Genomic DNA, 14756 nt, shown 5'->3' with positions numbered 1-14756 from the left:
CGACGAAGCTGGCGCCATAGACGATTTCGCCGGTCGCCTCTGCCAGCGGCTTGCCCTGTTCGAGCGTGAGGATGCGGCCGAGATCGTCCTTGTTCTCGATCATCAGCTCAAACCAGCGGCGAAGCACGCCGGCGCGATCCTTGGCGGTGCGGGCAGCCCAACCCTTCTGCGCCAGACGCGCCGCCTCGATCGCCGCCTTGGTTTCCTTGCCTCCAAGCTTCGGTACGCGCCCGACGAGCTCGCCCGTTGCCGGGTTCACCACATCGATCGCATTGGCGGCATCCGCTTCGATCCATTCGCCGCCAATCAAGGCAGCCTGGCGAAACAGTGACGGATTTTCGAGATGACAGGGCATGTTTTCCTCTCTACCCGAGCTTGTCATGGACGACCTTCGAGAAGACGGGTGGCGCGCTTCTGGATGCCTTTTGCGTCGAGTTCGTAGTGCGCATAGAGATGTGTTGGCGGCGCGATGAGGCTGTATTCGTCATAGATGCCGTGTCGAGTCAGCTTGACAGGTAGACCTTCACTAGTCAGCACCTCGGCGACGGCGCCACCAAGTCCACCAAGTACATTGTGCTCCTCCACCGTCAGGATCCGCGGGCTCCGCGCGGCTGCCTCGAGAATGGCGTCATGATCAATTGGCTTGATTGTTGCCATATCGATGAAGCCGACGCTCGCGCCGTTTGCCCTAAGCGCACGGGTAGCTTCTAGCGCCGGGTGGACCGTCGAACCCGTGGCGATGATCGTGAGATCGGCTCCTGCATAATGCGAAATGGCCCTGCCAATCGTGAAGGGCTGGCGGTTGGCATAGACCTCGGGATCGCGCCCGCGCTGGATACGGATATAGATCGGGTGCGGATAGTCGTTCGCGGCCTTGATGACTTCCATGAGCTGATTGGCGTCGGCCGGCGCGATCACGGTCAGATTGGCGATGGAGCGCATGATGGCGAGATCTTCCGTCGCGTGGTGCGACGTGCCGTAAAAGCCGAGAGAGATACCGGCGTGGTGGCCGATGAGCCGAACCGGCAGCTTGGAATAGGCGACATCCATGCGGATCTGCTCGCAGCAGAGAAGGGCAAGGAACGAAGCGAAGGTTGCGACAAAGGGTTTCATTCCAACGGCAGCCATACCCGCTGCCGCCGAGACCATGTTCTGCTCGGAAATTCCAAACTGAACGAAGCGATCGGGATGGAGTGCGTGAAACTTCGCAAGGCCGTTCGAATACTGCAGATCGGCCGTGCCCGCCACGATGGGTTCGCCGGCGGCGACGAGTTCGATGAGCGCGTCGGAAAGCGCATCGAGGCCCGGTGTCACGGCATTGAGCTGGCGGTATTGCCAGGATTTGTCGGAAAGAGGCTTACTCATCTCAGATCTCCATCGCTTCGATTTCGGCAATTGCGCGGGCGGCATCCGAAGGATCGAGATAACCGAGGTGCCACCCCGGTTCGGTCTCCATATAGGAGACGCCTTTACCCTTGACCGTCTGGGCAACGATCATCACGGGCCGGGTGCGTTCATCATCCGCTTTCAGGGTACGCAGCAGCGTCGCGACGGCTGCCACGTCGTGGCCGTTGACAACATGGGTTTCCCAGCCGAAGGCCTGCCATTTTTCGACGATCGGCTCGACGCCGATGATGTCGTCAACTGAACCGTCGAGCTGATAGCCGTTGCGGTCGATGATGCCGATCAGTTTCCCGAGCCTGTTATGTGCGCCGAAAAGGGCGGCCTCCCAGACTTGGCCTTCCTGCAACTCCCCGTCACCGATCATCACGAAGGTGAAGAAATCTTTGGCCATCATGCGTCCGGCGAGCGCCATGCCGCATCCCGCAGAAAGGGCGTGGCCGATCGAACCCGAGCTGAAATCGATGCCCGGTACCTTCGTCATGTCAGGATGGTCGCCAAGCGGGCTGCCTAGACGCGTATAGCCGTCAAGCAAGCCGCGATCGATGAAGTCGAGGTCCGCGAGGATAGGAAAGATCCCGACGGCCGCGTGTCCCTTCCCCATCATGAAACGATCGCGATCTTCCCATTTCGGTTGGCCGCGCCTCAAGTTCATGGCGTCGTAGTAGAGTGCAGAGAACAGCTCCGCCGCTGAAAAGACGGAGGTGTAGTGCCCGACTTTGGCGATCTCGATCAGCCTGATTGTCTCAAGGCGACAGAACTTCGCGCGATCCTTGAGAAAAGCGATCTCCTGGTCACTCGGTCTGAGGCTATTTCGGCCCCGGGTTGTTTCGATCTTGCCTGGTTGGGTCACGTCCTGTCCTCGTCCTCAGCCGCGGGACTTTGCCCACGGGATGCTTGATCACAGGCTTGTTTTACCTGCGGAAACGCGCGGCCGCTCGCACGATTGCCTGAAAACAATCTTCAACTATTCCAAAGAAATGAATGGGTTGCCTCATGCTACCTAGAGATCGACGTCAGTGAAAGCGGCGGTTTGTTCAAGGAGGTACGCTATGAAAGATGGGATGTTTGTTTTCGACGCGGCGGTCCATACGCAGGACTTCGGCGACAACCAGATCAAGTCGGGAAGCGATGGCAGGCGTGTTAAGCTGCTGCGCTCGCAGATCGCCGGTTTCATCAACCTGACCGGCCGTCGCGGACCGCCGCCGGAAACCGAGACCTTCTCGAACCCCGATCTCGAATGGGGCAACAAGATGCTCTTCGAGAACTCGGATACCGACATGGCGAGTGCCTGCTCCGTGCCACTGTTCTCGCACTGGCGGGCCGGGCTCGGTCCGGTTGAACTCAGCGACGCCTTTGCACGATCGAATCCTAAGCGCGTGGTGCTGACGGGCGGCGTAGATCCCGCCTATCACGGACTCGATTTTGCGCTTCAGGAGATGGAACGCCAGGTCAAGGAACTCGGCGCCGTCAGCATGAAATTCTATCAATATCAGCGGCGCGGTTGTTCCTGGCGCGCGGATGATCGCGACATCGCCTACCCGCTGTGGGAGAAAGCGATCGAACTCGGCATCAAGATGGTGCAGTTTCACAAGGGCTTTCCGCTGGAACTCGGACCGGTCGAGGCGTTCAAGCCAAACGATATCCAATACGCCGCAGCGGACTTCCCCGAACTGAATTTCGGTATCCATCATCTCGGCGATCCCTATGTCGACGAGACGATCTCGATCGCCAGCCGTTTCGACAACATCTACCTGATCCTGCCGCTGTGGTTTAACCAGTATTATCTGCAGCCATGGAAAATGCTGGAGCGGCTCGGTGAGGCGCTGCTTTATGTCGGTTCTGATCGCATTTGCTACGGCTCGGAAGCTTTCATCTGGCCGCACGTACAGACCTATATCGACACGCTCGCCAATCTCGAAATGCCCGAGGAACTGCAGGACCGCTACGGCTATCCGGAAATCACGCGCGAGATGAAGGAAAACATCCTCGGTAAGGCCTTTGCCCGTGGCATGGGGGTCGATATCGAAGCCAAGAAGATAGAGCTGGGGCTGGTCGCATGACTGCCCGGCCCGCCATTTCGTCGGATGCGCTCGAAGCCGCCTTCGGGCGTATCCGGCCCCTGATCCTCGGCCATGGCGGCGATATCGAAATCGCCGACATCAGCCCGGAGGGTGTCGTCAGCGTCAAGCTGTTCGGCGCCTGCAAGGCCTGCCCCAATATGGCGATGACCTATGTCGGTCCGATCCGTACCTATCTCATGGAAGTGGATGGGGTGGCGGAAGTCCGTTGCGAGCAGGTCAATGCGAGCGTCAAGTCGCTTGACCGCCTGGCTCGCCGGCTAGGATCGCGACCGCTGATTCCCTGATACGGCCAAATCCCATGGAAATGTCGAAACCGCGTTCCGCGAGGGCGCGGTTTCTTTGTGTTCTTCGCAGCCCTCGCGTCATCCAAGCCAACCATCCAGCGATGCAAAGCAAAACGGCGCACCGGTGGCGCGCCGCTGATTCCTTTCGATTTAGCCCTGGCTCAGGGAATGATGCGTTCGGCGCGCAGCCGGTCGAACACGTCGATGAATGAGCGTTCGGTGTCCTGCGTTTCCGTGAAGCCGAGCGCTCTTGCCTTTGCCATCGAGTGCACGCATTCCATCGGACGCCCGAGGTCGAGATCGGTGTGCCAAGCAGACGCGAGACGGTCGAGCTTGTTCGGCTGAAGGCCGTGGTCGCCGACAAGGCCAGCCCAATCGTTGCCGAGATCCTTCATCTGGTCGGCAAGGGAGTTGTAATGGCCAGGGTAGTCCGCCACCGGGATCTCGAAGTAATCAGCGATCGTCTGCCAAAGCTGTTCCCAACGGAAGACATCGCCGTTGACCGCGTTGAACGCCTCGTTGCGAGCGTTCGGCTCGGTACCGGCCCAGACAATCTGCTTGGCGAGGATCCGTGCATCGGTGATGTCGTTGAGACCGCGATAGGCGGTCGGGCTTCCGGGGAAACGGAACGGCCGGCCGGTCGCCTTGCAGATCGAGGCGTGCGTGGCAAGCGTCGCGCCGATGTTCATGAGGTTGCCGACCGCATAGCCGATGATCGTGTGCGAACGGTGGACCGACCAGCCGAAGTCGTGTTCGCACGCATAGGCCATGACGATGTCTTCGAGCTCGTAGTAGAAGTTCTTCTTGGGCAGGCGCGGCGCCGTCTCGCGGAAGGGCGTGATCGGCTGGACCTTGCCATAGTCTTCGAAGGGGCCGAGGTAGTGCTTCGTGCCGGTGACGACACCGACATGCTGCAGGCAGCCCTTGTCCTTGAAGGTGTCAAGCACATTCTTCAGCATGTCGCCGTTGAGGCGAATGTTATCGTCCTCGTTCGACCCGAGTGTCCAGGAGCAATAGAAGATGTGCGTCGGCGCAATGTGGGAGAGGGCGGCAATCGCCTCGTCTCGCTTCAACAGATCAACTGTGTGTGGCTGGATATAGGACGCTCCAAGCGGTGGCCGGCGCGAGGCACCGTGGATTTCCCAGCCGCCAAGGTCTCTGAGATGTTCGGCGACGTTCAGCCCGACGATACCCGTCGCACCGACGATCAATGCGCGTTTTTGATACATGATTTCCTCCCTTTGTTACGAGTGGGCGAGAGGATGACCGGTTGGCCTCTGGTCAGGTAGGTGGCTTTGGGGAATAACTGAAATGAACAAATTTCACGATGGTGGCCGAAATGCAGAACCGCGCACTTGAGATGGAAGTCTTCGTGACGATTGTCGATGCCGGCAGTTTCTCCGCGGCGGCCCGGGTCTTCTCGATATCGCCATCAGCCGTCAGCAAGCTCGTCACGCGGCTCGAAAAGCGCTTGGGCGTCCAGTTGGTCGTACGCTCGACCCGCAGTTTCCGACTGACCACTGAGGGAACCGATTTCTACAAGACCTCACGCGCCATCGTGCAGGAAATTGCCGAGGCCGAAGCAAAGATTGCCCGAAAGGCAGAGGCCGTCGGCGGGCTTTTGAAAGTCAGCACCAACCTGCCTTTCGGCACGCATGTCCTCTCTCCGCTCGTGGTTCGGTTCCTCGACGAAAATCCGGGCATGCGGATCGATCTCGAGTTCAGCGATGATCCCGTCGACCTGATCGCGGAGAAAACGGACGTCGCGATCCGAACCGGGTCCCTTCGCGATTCCTCGCTCCGATCCCGTCGGTTGCTTGAGTCACCCAGGCACATCGTTGCTGCACCGAACTATCTCGCACGGCACGGTGAGCCAGTGCGTCCCGAGGAATTGCGCCAGCATGCGTGTCTCACCTTCGGTGGCCGTCCCCACCTCAACACCTGGCAGTTCAGGGACCCTACGGACGGCGCATCGGTGCATGTCGATGTCAGTGGCCGGCTGCTTGTCAACAATGGCGAATCCATGCGGCACTTTGCGCTGCAGGGGGCCGGCGTTGCCCGGCTTTCCGAATTTCACATCGGCCGTGATCTTGACCAAGGGCGGCTCGTCCGGCTGCTCGTGCCTTGGGATGCAGGGGAGAGCGAGCCGATCTCGGCCATCTATTCGGCCCAGACACATGTGCCTCAGAGAATCCGCCGGTTTCTAGATTTCCTGGTGCGGGCGATCTGACGGAAATTATCAATTGATAAATTATCACTTGATCAGTTTTGGTGGTGGTGTTAATTCTTATGACAGCTCAGGGAGAGGGCATGGGAGGTTCCCGACCGGTATTCAGGTCGGAGCCAAGTCTGATTTTCAAAGGCGTGAAGGGCTGACACCACCCGCGTGTCGGAACGATAGGCTATGGCAAAAGCAGCACGAAAATACCTTGATGCGGCAGACCGCGAACAGCAAATCCTGGAATTTGCCATCGAATTCGTCGCTCAGAGAGGGCTTCGGTTCACAACACGGGAGCTCGCCGATGCGCTCGGCGTTTCCCAGCCACTGCTCTACCGCTATTTCAAGAACCGTGATGACCTGCTCCAGAAGATCTACGATGAAGTCTATCTGAAACGCTGGGATCCGGGCTGGAACGAACTACTCGCGGATCGGTCGCTCTCGATCCGGGAACGCCTCGTTCGCTACCTGAGCGCCTATACCGAGGCGATATTGGACGAGCGTTGGATCCGTATTTTCATCGCTTCGGCGCTGGAAGACCCGCAGATCACCAAGAAGTATCTTGGCCTCCTGCACGAAACGACCTTTCCGCTGATCTTCGCGGAGATTGCGGCGGAGGCCGGGGTCGCCGTTCCATCCGGCCCACAGGCCGACGAACTGGCGCTGGAGATCGTCTGGGGCTTTCACTCCAGCTTCTTCTACATGGGTGTGCGCAAATACATTTACCGCAACAAGATACCGGATGATCTCGATCCTATCATCCGGGCGCGCGTCGAAGTCTTCGTCGCCGGTCTTGTCGAGAGCATGCCCCGTCTCGGGCAGTTCATACCGCAAGTGGAGGTGGGTCGATGAACAGCATCCAGGACCTCCGTGTCTTCTCAGAGATCGTCAAGTCGAACAGTTTTTCGCTTGCAGCTTCAAAGCTCGGCCTGTCGCCGGCAACGATGAGCGGGCGCCTCAAGGCGCTTGAATGTCATTTCGGGGTCGCTCTCTTGAAGCGAACAACACGTTCCCTCTGCCTGACGGAGGAGGGGCGGTACCTCTTCGAAACGTCGCAGGCCATCCTTGAGGATTTCGAACGGCTCGACAAGACGATGCGTGCGCGCAAGAAGAATCCAAACGGTACGGTGACGATTGCCGCTCCCTCGGAGTTCGGCCGGAAATATCTGATCCCATTGACCAGTGAGTTCGGTGCAGCACATCCGGAAATCGGTTTCCGCCTCATCCTCGGCGACGACGACGTCAATCTGGTTGACGACGATTGCGATATCGTCATCCGCTTCGGTGCCTTGCCCGACAGTGCACTGACCACCCGCAAGCTCGGCGAGAACCCGATGGTCATATGTGCCGCGCCAGACTACCTGGCGCGCAACGGCGCCCCGGACGCTCCTTGCGATCTGGGGGCACACAATTGTCTCATCTATCTCGACGGCAAGTCCGCAGCCGACAAATGGGTGTTCGCCGTCAACGGTGAACGGACCGTCGTTCGCGTCAGCGGCAACCGCATGGTCTCCGACAGGCAGGCGCTGATAGACCTTGCGAAGGGCGGCCAAGGCCTCATTCGCGTGTCATCCTGGGATGTCGCACGTGAACTGGAAGAAGGGACGTTGATCGCGGTCCTCGAGGATTTTGATTGCGACCCTGAGATCATCCATCTCCTGTCCGAGCCGAGACACCGCCTGCCTTTGCGGACGGCCGAGTTCATCGATTTCCTCCTGCAGCGCGTGAAACGCCTGAGCCGCAGCGCTGAGCTCTGCCGGACCGAATATCCAAGGCTACGCGGCGCCGCCTGATCGAGTTCTACTTCGCCCTTATTGCCGACGGTGCGTCTTTGCGGCCACCGAACGGCGACGCATGGAGAATTTTCAATGGATTATGGTCTTGCCGGCAAACACGTACTGATAACGGGGGGTGCCACCGGCATCGGGCGCTCGATCGCCTCGGTCTTTCTGGCCGAAGGCGCCGACGTTACCGTGAGCGGCATCGGCGCCGATGAGGTCGAGGATACGATTTTAGCCCTTGGAAAGCGCTGTCGTGGCCTTGCCGGGGATCTCACGGCGCAAGGTGAGGCCGAGCGGCTCTATGCCTTCGCTTCTTCCCATTGCCCCGTCGACATCCTCATCAACAACATCGGTATTTTTGAAGTCCGTGATTTCTTCGAAACGACGGACGAGCACTGGTTCCGGTATTTCGATGTGAACGTCATGACCGGCGTGCGGATGTCGCGGCTGGCATTGAAGGACATGTTGGCGCGCGGCGAGGGCAGTGTGGTTTTCATCAGCAGCGAAAGTGCGGTCAAGCCGCAGCCCTGGATGGCCCATTATGGTTCCATGAAGACCTGCCTGCTGGGTCTGTCGCGGTCGCTTGCCGAATTGACGAAGGGTACGCGGGTGAGAGTCAACACCATCCTGCCGGGCCCGACCAACACCGAAGCGGTTCGCCGCTACCACCAGGAAATCGCCGACGAGAAGGGGATGACCCGCGACACCGTTGTCTCCGATTACTTCGATGAAACCGAGCCGACGTCGCTTATCCGGCGGATGATCGAGCCCGAGGAAGTGGCCCGCAGCGTCGTACACCTTGCCGCGAGCGCGCACCTCAACGGCATGGCGATGCGCGCGGAGGGCGGCACGATCCGGGCAATTCTCTGAGCCTTCTTCAGCGGGACTGAAGATTGAATTCACGGCAACGACCTCAATCGCCGGCCCCAATAGAGCTATGAAAAACCATGATGTTTTGGGAGGAGCAGTTGAACAGGTTTGATCTCACCGGCAAGCGCGCCTTCATCACCGGCGCCGGCAGCGGCCTCGGTCAGGCGATCGCCATTGCGCTGGCGCAAGCGGGAGCCGACATCGCCAGTTTCGATCTGCCGGGCGCGTCCAACCAGGCGGACACGTCGGCGTCGATCGCTGCTTGCGGCCGGCAGATGCTCGTGCTTGCGGGAGACGTTACGGATCCGGTGTCGATCGAGACCGCATTCGACCGTGCCGAGCAGGAGCTCGGGGAGATCGATATTGCCGTCAATAGCGCCGGGATCGCCAATGTCGGTGCCGCCGAGGTCATGCCGCATGCGCAGTTCCTGCGCATGATGGACATCAACCTCAACGGGCTCTTCTGGTCGTGCCAGGTCGAGGGTCGCCGGATGCTGGCCCGTGGAAGAGGCTCCATCCTCAACATGGCATCGATCTGCGGCTCAACCGCAATTCCCGGCCTCGAGCAGGCGCATTACGACGCGACGAAGGCGGCGGTGATCCGCCTGACGAAAAGCCTCGCGGCCGAGTGGGCCGGACGAGGTGTTCGCGTCAATTGCCTGAGCCCGGGCTTCATGGCGACTCCCATGAACAGCCGGCCGGAAGTGGCCGAGAATGTCCGCATCTTTGCCGCCATGACGCCGATGAAACGCATGGGGCAGCCGCATGAGGTCGGCGGGCCGGCGGTGTTCCTGTCGAGTGAGGCAGCAAGTTACTGCACCGGTGTCGATCTCAATATCGACGGCGGCTTTCTATCAATCTGACGACAAAATGGGAGGAAAAATCATGTCGACAGTTCTGAAATTCACCGGTGTTGCGATCATCGCGCTTTGGGCCGCCTCGCCGGCGCTGGCCAAACCCGTCAAAGTCGGCTGGGTCCAGGGCAACGCAGCGTTCCAGGCAGAACAGCGCACCCAGGATGGCTTCAAGAAGTATCTGGATGACAACAAAATCACCGACTGGGAAGTGACTTATCTCGACTCCGCGGGGTCTGCGGAGAAGGTCGCCAACAACATCGAGGATGCCGTAAACCGAGGCGTCGACGTCATCTACGTGACCTACGCGGACCTGCGTGCATCCAGCAACGCCCTAAAGGGCGCAGAATCGGCGCACATTCCTGTCTACACGGTCGATTCCGGCTGGATCCCGGGCTCGACTGCGGACATCACCACGAACAATTGGCAGATGTCCGCCGAAGTGTCGCTCAGCCTGATCAGTCAGATGAAGGGCAAGGGCAATCTCATCATCATCACGACCGACAAGATCAAGCCCGTTCGCGAGCGTACCGACACGCTGCGCGCGATCTTGAAGGAGTATCCCGAGGTCAAGATCATCGGCGAGTACAACTTCGACGTGGCGAACTTCTACCAGGAAACGCTGAACGCCGTGCAGGACTTCGCAACGCGCTACGGCGACGAAATCACGGCCGTCTGGACCCCGTGGGACGAACCGGCGCAGGCAGCTATCACCGCGCTCCAGGGAGCTGGATTGAATGTACCGGTCTCCGGCATGGACGGACACCCCGAGGCGATCAAGGCGATCTGCGAGCCGAACTCCATGTTTGTCGCAACCGGGCGGCAGCAATTCGAGGAATGGGGCGTCAACCTGGCAAGCTACGCCAAGCGCGTTCTGGTGGATGGAGACCACCCAAAGGAAGTCACGAATGGCAAGGACATCGTCTACTACGGTGCCACGCTCTTCACCAAGGACAACTGCAAGTAAACGGGTCGGACGGGCGGCGTTTCCGCCCGTCCACTTCGGAGGTGCAATATGTCGATTGTTCTTGAGAACATCACGAAGCAATGGCCGGGGACGCTGGCACTCGACGGCGTGTCCATCGAGATCGTCGAGGGGCGGGTGCACGGCATCGTCGGCGAGAACGGTGCCGGCAAGACGACGCTCGTGAGCATTCTGAGCGGCGCCGTTCAACCAACGGCCGGCACGCTCAGCATGGCCGGGCGGTCGGTGGCTTTCGAAAACCCGGCAGCGGCCGTTGCAAACGGTGTTTCGCTCGTGTCGCAGGAAGGCAGCCTCGTGCCCCATCTGACCGGGGCGGAGAACATCTGTCTCGGTTTCGAGCCGGTAAAAAGCCGTTTCTTCATCAACCGGCGCGAAGTCCAGCGGCAGGCAGAAGTCTTGGCCAAACATTGGTTCCCCGACACAGCGATCGAAATCAATCGCAGGGTCGATGAACTTCCCTACGCAGATCAAAAGGTCATCGAAATCCTGCGAGCACTGCATTCGCGCCCAAAGGTTCTGATCCTCGACGAGCCAACGGCAACGCTGCCGGCCAAGGAGAAGCAGAGCCTCTGGACCCTGATCCGCCAATTGTCCGATGCCGGGATGGCGGTCGTCCTGATCAGTCATTTCCTTCAGGAGGTGATCGATTTATGCGACGAGATTACCGTGCTGCAGGACGGCCGCAAGGTGAGCCATCTTTCCGCCGAGCACCATCAAGTGACCGAGCGGCAATTGATCGACCTCATGCTGAACCGCGGGCAGTCCGGTGAGCAGCATCGCTCGCTGGACGGTGCACCGACAGAGCGCACGCTGGCAGATGATGCGGAGATCGTCGTCGACGTCCAAAGTTGGCAGGGAGAGCGATTCCACATGGATGGCCTGACGGTCCGCAGCGGTGAGATCCTCGGCCTGATCGGGCTTACCGGTTCCGGCCATTTCGAGTTCGCCCAGTCGCTCTTCGAGCCGCGCCTTGCTGGCGAAGGCCACTATCGGTTCAAGGGCAGGGATGTCGGGCGGGCCAGCGTGCGTGACATGAAACGGTACGGGGCTGCCCTCATCCCGGATCATCGCATGATCAACGCGATGATCGGCGATTGGACCGTCCGGGAAAACATGTCGATGGCCGGCATCCAGGAAACGAGCGTGAAGCCGTTCGGCGTCGTCCACGCCGGGCGCGAACGCACCGAGACGCGCCGCCTGATCAAGCGGTTGAACATCAAGACGTCGAGCACCGAGACGAAGGTCGTCGAGCTCAGCGGCGGCAACAAGCAGAAGGTCTCTGTCGCCAAATGGCAGTTCGCCTCCGAGGGGAAATACAAGCTCTTTGTCTTTCTCGAGCCCACCGAAGGTGTGGATGTCGGTGCCAAGCGCGAGATCCATGACCTCATCACCTCGCTCGCCGAAAAGGGTGCTGCCGTAATCGTCGCTTCAAGCGATCTCCTGGAAATTGCCCATGTCGCCGATCGTGTTGTGGCGTTCAGGAATGGGCGGGATGCCGATCAGATCGCCCGCCGCGACTTTAGCGAGGCTGTTTTCATCAATGCAATTGCGGGGGTGACCCAATGACCATGACAACAATTATCGTTCCGGAAAAAGCATCTCGGCCGATGCGCCTTGGGACGCTTATCCAGAAGTACAGCACACTTGCCGTTCTCGTCGTGCTCTTCCTGGCATTTGCGATCGGCACGGACCGGTTCTTCACCGGCACCAACCTCGTCAACATTCTCCAGCAGATCTCGATGCTGACCATCGTCGCCGTCGGGTTGACCTTCGGCTTTGCCGCCAAGGAAATGGATCTCTCCGTCGGCTATGTCGTCGGTCTCGCCGGTCTGCTCGCACCACTTCTCATGGTGGCGGGTGTGCCGATCCCGCTTGCCGTCCTCGCCGCGCTCGGCTCAGGCCTGGGCGTCGGTCTCATTAATTCCGCATTGGTCGTCGGGGTGGGCGTTCCCTCGTTGATCGCGACGCTTGCCGCCGGCTCGATTCTGTGGGGCATCAATTTCATGATCTCGGGCGGGCGCGCGATCTACGGGGGCATTCCAGCTGAGTATCTCAGCATCGGGCAAGGGAGGGTCGGTGGCATCATGCCGTACCCGGCTCTGATAATGCTTGCGATCGTTGCCGGCTCGTGGTTCGTCATGGAGCGTACGACCTTCGGCCGTTACCTTTATGCCGTAGGCGGCAACGCGCGCGCCGCCGAGCTTTCGGGCATCAAGGTACGTTCCTACCGCGTTTACGGGATGGCGCTGAGTTCGTTCTTCGCTGCGATCTCCGGGATCATCCTGTCGGCTCGCCTCGGTTCCGGCCAACCGAATGGCGGTGAAACCTATCTGCTGGACGGTCTCGCGGCCGTGTTCATCGGCATGACGATGCTTCGCCCCGGCACTGCGACGGTCATGGGCACGTTCTTCGGAGCGCTGCTGATCGGCATCATGAACAATGGTCTCAACCTGATGGGCATGGACACTTACGTCCAGAGCATCGTCAAGGGCATCATCATCGTGATCGCGGTATCGGTGGTCTCGCGCACGACGAAGCTGAAGCTCCTTTGAAGAAGCGCAGAGCGTGGTTGGCCGAAGGTACCTTGACGCGTTCCACTCTTTCTGTGGCATCCTTGCCGCAAACGAAAAGCGTGTGGAGCGGGCAGCAGCCATGAACCTGAATCTGAAAGACAAAGTCGTTATTGTTACCGGCGCGAGTTCTGGCATCGGGCTCGAAACAGCCAAGATGTTCCTCGCGGAGGGTTCTCGCGTGGTTGGCGTCAGCCGCGATATGTCATCGGCCGCAGATGTGGGGCCGCGCGACCAATGGCTTAGATGCGAGGCTGATCTTGGGGAGAAGGGCGCTGGAGAAATAGTGGCGGACGCCGCGCTGACGGCGTTCGGCCGCATCGACGTTCTCTTCAACAATGCCGGCATCTGCCCAACGCGCAGCGGGTTTCTCGATGTGAGCGACGAGGATTGGGCACATACGCTGAACGTCAATCTCATGGGCTATGTCCGCATGGCGCGGGCCGTATTGCCGGCCATGCTCGAGCAGAAGAACGGTGTCCTCATCCATTGTGGTTCGGAAGCTGGCCGCATGCCGCATCCGCTGCTTCCGGACTATAGCACCTCCAAGGCGGCTATCACGCTGCTTTCCAAGGCGCTGGCCCGGGAGTTCACACCGAAGGGGATCCGCTCGAATGTCGTTGCGCCCGCCCATATCCGCACCGAACTCTGGGACCGGCCCGGCGGCTTCCTGCATGCGCTTGCCGAGCGTTACGGCACGACGATCGACGGCGCGGTCGACGCGTTTCTGGCGGAATCGAAATTGCCTGCCGGACGGTTGGGAACCGCAAGTGATGTCGCAACGGCCGTACTCTATCTCGCCTCGGACCTGGCAGAGTTCGTGAGCGGAGACGTGATCAACATTGATGGTGGTGTCATACCCACCACGTGACGGGAAAAATCAGGATGACATTGCTGGTTATGTATGGCCTTGACGTATCGAAAGCACTTCGCGACGAAATCGCAAATGCTGACACTCGGGTCGGTCAGACCCTGGTGTCGGAGAACGATCTTGTGCGAGTCTGGCACATCACTCTTGCGCCCGGCGAACGGCTGGGCTTCCACCGGCATGAGTTGGATTATTGCTGGATCGCTCTTGCGCCCGGCCGTTCACGCTCGATGTACTCCGATGGGCACACTGTGGAAACGGAGTACAAAACAGGCGATTGCAACGTCTTCACATTTGAGGAGAACGAGGTCATGGTCCACGATCTCACCAACATCGGCGACACAAGCCTTGCATTCACAACCATCGAGTTCAAAGGCGCCCTCGGTCGCGAAAACTGCCAGCCTGCTTGAGGTTGGCTAATCCCTACGCATTGGGCGTCCGCGTGACGAGGGTCGGCTTCCTGACGCGGATGAACCAGTATTGGTTCTGGTCCTGGCCGATGTTTTTTTGCGGGAGATCGCTCGCAAGTAATCCAAGCCGGGGAGATATGCCGCCACTGTATCCGAACCGGTGGCAGCGGCGCCTCTATGCTTAGATCGCAATGCGTGACAAGCACGCCGGGCAATTTCCGCCAATGTCAGGCAGGAATGCACGGCGGTCGGCGTGGCGCTCGGCGGTCTCGACATGTGGATCAACCAGCTGTTCGGCTTCTCCTTCTTCGGCACGCTGAAACACGGCAAGACCGACGCGCAGAGCCTCGAACCGGCCGCCCAGCACAAAAAGATCGACTATCCCAAGCCCGACGGTGTTTTGACCTTCGATCGGCTGTCCTCGGTGTTCC

The 14756-nt window shown here is 59.8% G+C and carries 16 protein-coding genes and 1 pseudogene; 13 read left to right on the top strand and 4 right to left on the bottom strand.

Annotation, left to right across the window (positions count from 1 at the left end; all coding sequences use genetic code 11):
* The 3 genes from BKP54_RS34425 to BKP54_RS34415 all read right to left on the bottom strand — a co-directional run.
* On the bottom strand, window positions 1–382 hold a 382-nt coding region (locus BKP54_RS34425; protein ID WP_245318024.1), incomplete at its 3' end, for an aldehyde dehydrogenase family protein.
* Complete coding sequence (locus tag BKP54_RS34420; RefSeq protein WP_084815684.1) at window positions 379–1365, bottom strand: transketolase C-terminal domain-containing protein; 987 nt, start codon at window positions 1363–1365, stop codon at window positions 379–381. The genes BKP54_RS34425 and BKP54_RS34420, both read right to left, overlap by 4 nt.
* Window position 1366: 1 nt before the next feature.
* A complete protein-coding gene (locus BKP54_RS34415) occupies window positions 1367–2254 on the bottom strand; it encodes a transketolase (protein WP_084815683.1) in 888 nt (295 codons plus the stop codon).
* A gap of 199 nt (window positions 2255–2453) precedes the next feature.
* On the opposite strand from BKP54_RS34415, the gene BKP54_RS34410 reads away from it, so the two are divergent.
* Both BKP54_RS34410 and BKP54_RS34405 read left to right on the top strand, forming a co-directional pair.
* Window positions 2454–3464, top strand: a complete 1011-nt coding sequence (locus BKP54_RS34410; protein ID WP_084815682.1) for an amidohydrolase family protein — start codon at window positions 2454–2456, stop codon at window positions 3462–3464.
* Window positions 3461–3769, top strand: coding sequence for a NifU family protein (locus BKP54_RS34405; RefSeq protein ID WP_084815681.1), 309 nt, complete (start codon window positions 3461–3463; stop codon window positions 3767–3769). Before BKP54_RS34410 ends, BKP54_RS34405 begins: the two co-directional genes overlap by 4 nt.
* A 161-nt stretch (window positions 3770–3930) precedes the next feature.
* On the opposite strand, the gene BKP54_RS34400 is transcribed toward BKP54_RS34405, so the two are convergent.
* A complete protein-coding gene (locus tag BKP54_RS34400; protein WP_084815680.1) occupies window positions 3931–4998 on the bottom strand; it encodes an SDR family oxidoreductase in 1068 nt (355 codons plus the stop codon).
* Between the two features lie 110 nt (window positions 4999–5108).
* Between BKP54_RS34400 and BKP54_RS34395 the strand changes: the two genes are divergently transcribed.
* The 11 genes and pseudogenes from BKP54_RS34395 to BKP54_RS34345 all read left to right on the top strand — a co-directional run.
* Window positions 5109–5999 (top strand): LysR family transcriptional regulator, encoded by an 891-nt coding sequence (locus BKP54_RS34395; RefSeq protein ID WP_158071752.1) that lies wholly within the window; start codon window positions 5109–5111, stop codon window positions 5997–5999.
* 174 nt (window positions 6000–6173) lie between these two features.
* Entirely contained in the window at window positions 6174–6839 is a 666-nt protein-coding gene (locus tag BKP54_RS34390; protein WP_084815678.1) for a TetR/AcrR family transcriptional regulator, read from the top strand.
* The gene (locus BKP54_RS34385; protein WP_084815677.1) at window positions 6836–7780 is read left to right on the top strand and encodes a LysR family transcriptional regulator; all 945 of its coding nucleotides are present in this window, start codon (window positions 6836–6838) and stop codon (window positions 7778–7780) included. The genes BKP54_RS34390 and BKP54_RS34385 overlap by 4 nt, the downstream gene beginning before the upstream one ends.
* Window positions 7781–7855: 75 nt before the next feature.
* Window positions 7856–8638 (top strand): SDR family oxidoreductase, encoded by a 783-nt coding sequence (locus BKP54_RS34380; protein WP_084815676.1) that lies wholly within the window; start codon window positions 7856–7858, stop codon window positions 8636–8638.
* 98 nt (window positions 8639–8736) lie between these two features.
* Complete coding sequence (locus tag BKP54_RS34375; protein ID WP_128090571.1) at window positions 8737–9501, top strand: SDR family oxidoreductase; 765 nt, start codon at window positions 8737–8739, stop codon at window positions 9499–9501.
* Between the two features lie 22 nt (window positions 9502–9523).
* Window positions 9524–10459: a substrate-binding domain-containing protein gene (locus tag BKP54_RS34370; RefSeq protein ID WP_158071751.1), complete on the top strand. Its 936-nt coding sequence runs from the start codon at window positions 9524–9526 to the stop codon at window positions 10457–10459.
* Window positions 10460–10507: 48 nt separating this feature from the next.
* Window positions 10508–12043: a sugar ABC transporter ATP-binding protein gene (locus BKP54_RS34365; RefSeq protein ID WP_084815674.1), complete on the top strand. Its 1536-nt coding sequence runs from the start codon at window positions 10508–10510 to the stop codon at window positions 12041–12043.
* Entirely contained in the window at window positions 12040–13029 is a 990-nt protein-coding gene (locus BKP54_RS34360) for an ABC transporter permease (protein ID WP_084815673.1), read from the top strand. The genes BKP54_RS34365 and BKP54_RS34360 overlap by 4 nt, the downstream gene beginning before the upstream one ends.
* Window positions 13030–13129: 100 nt before the next feature.
* Window positions 13130–13918 carry an SDR family oxidoreductase gene (locus tag BKP54_RS34355; protein ID WP_084815672.1) on the top strand — a complete coding sequence of 263 codons (789 nt, stop codon included), beginning with the start codon at window positions 13130–13132 and terminating at the stop codon, window positions 13916–13918.
* A 14-nt stretch (window positions 13919–13932) separates the two neighbouring features.
* Window positions 13933–14325 (top strand): hypothetical protein, encoded by a 393-nt coding sequence (locus BKP54_RS34350; protein WP_084815671.1) that lies wholly within the window; start codon window positions 13933–13935, stop codon window positions 14323–14325.
* 241 nt (window positions 14326–14566) lie between these two features.
* Window positions 14567–14756, top strand: a pseudogene (locus tag BKP54_RS34345) (electron transfer flavoprotein-ubiquinone oxidoreductase); the annotation flags it as partial.

Origin of the sequence: Ensifer sp. 1H6, from assembly GCF_001976035.1 — a bacterium.
Lineage (GTDB): Bacteria > Pseudomonadota > Alphaproteobacteria > Rhizobiales > Rhizobiaceae > Ensifer > Ensifer canadensis.
Note: the sequence above shows the minus strand (reverse complement) of the source record. Positions and strands in the feature narration are given on the sequence as shown.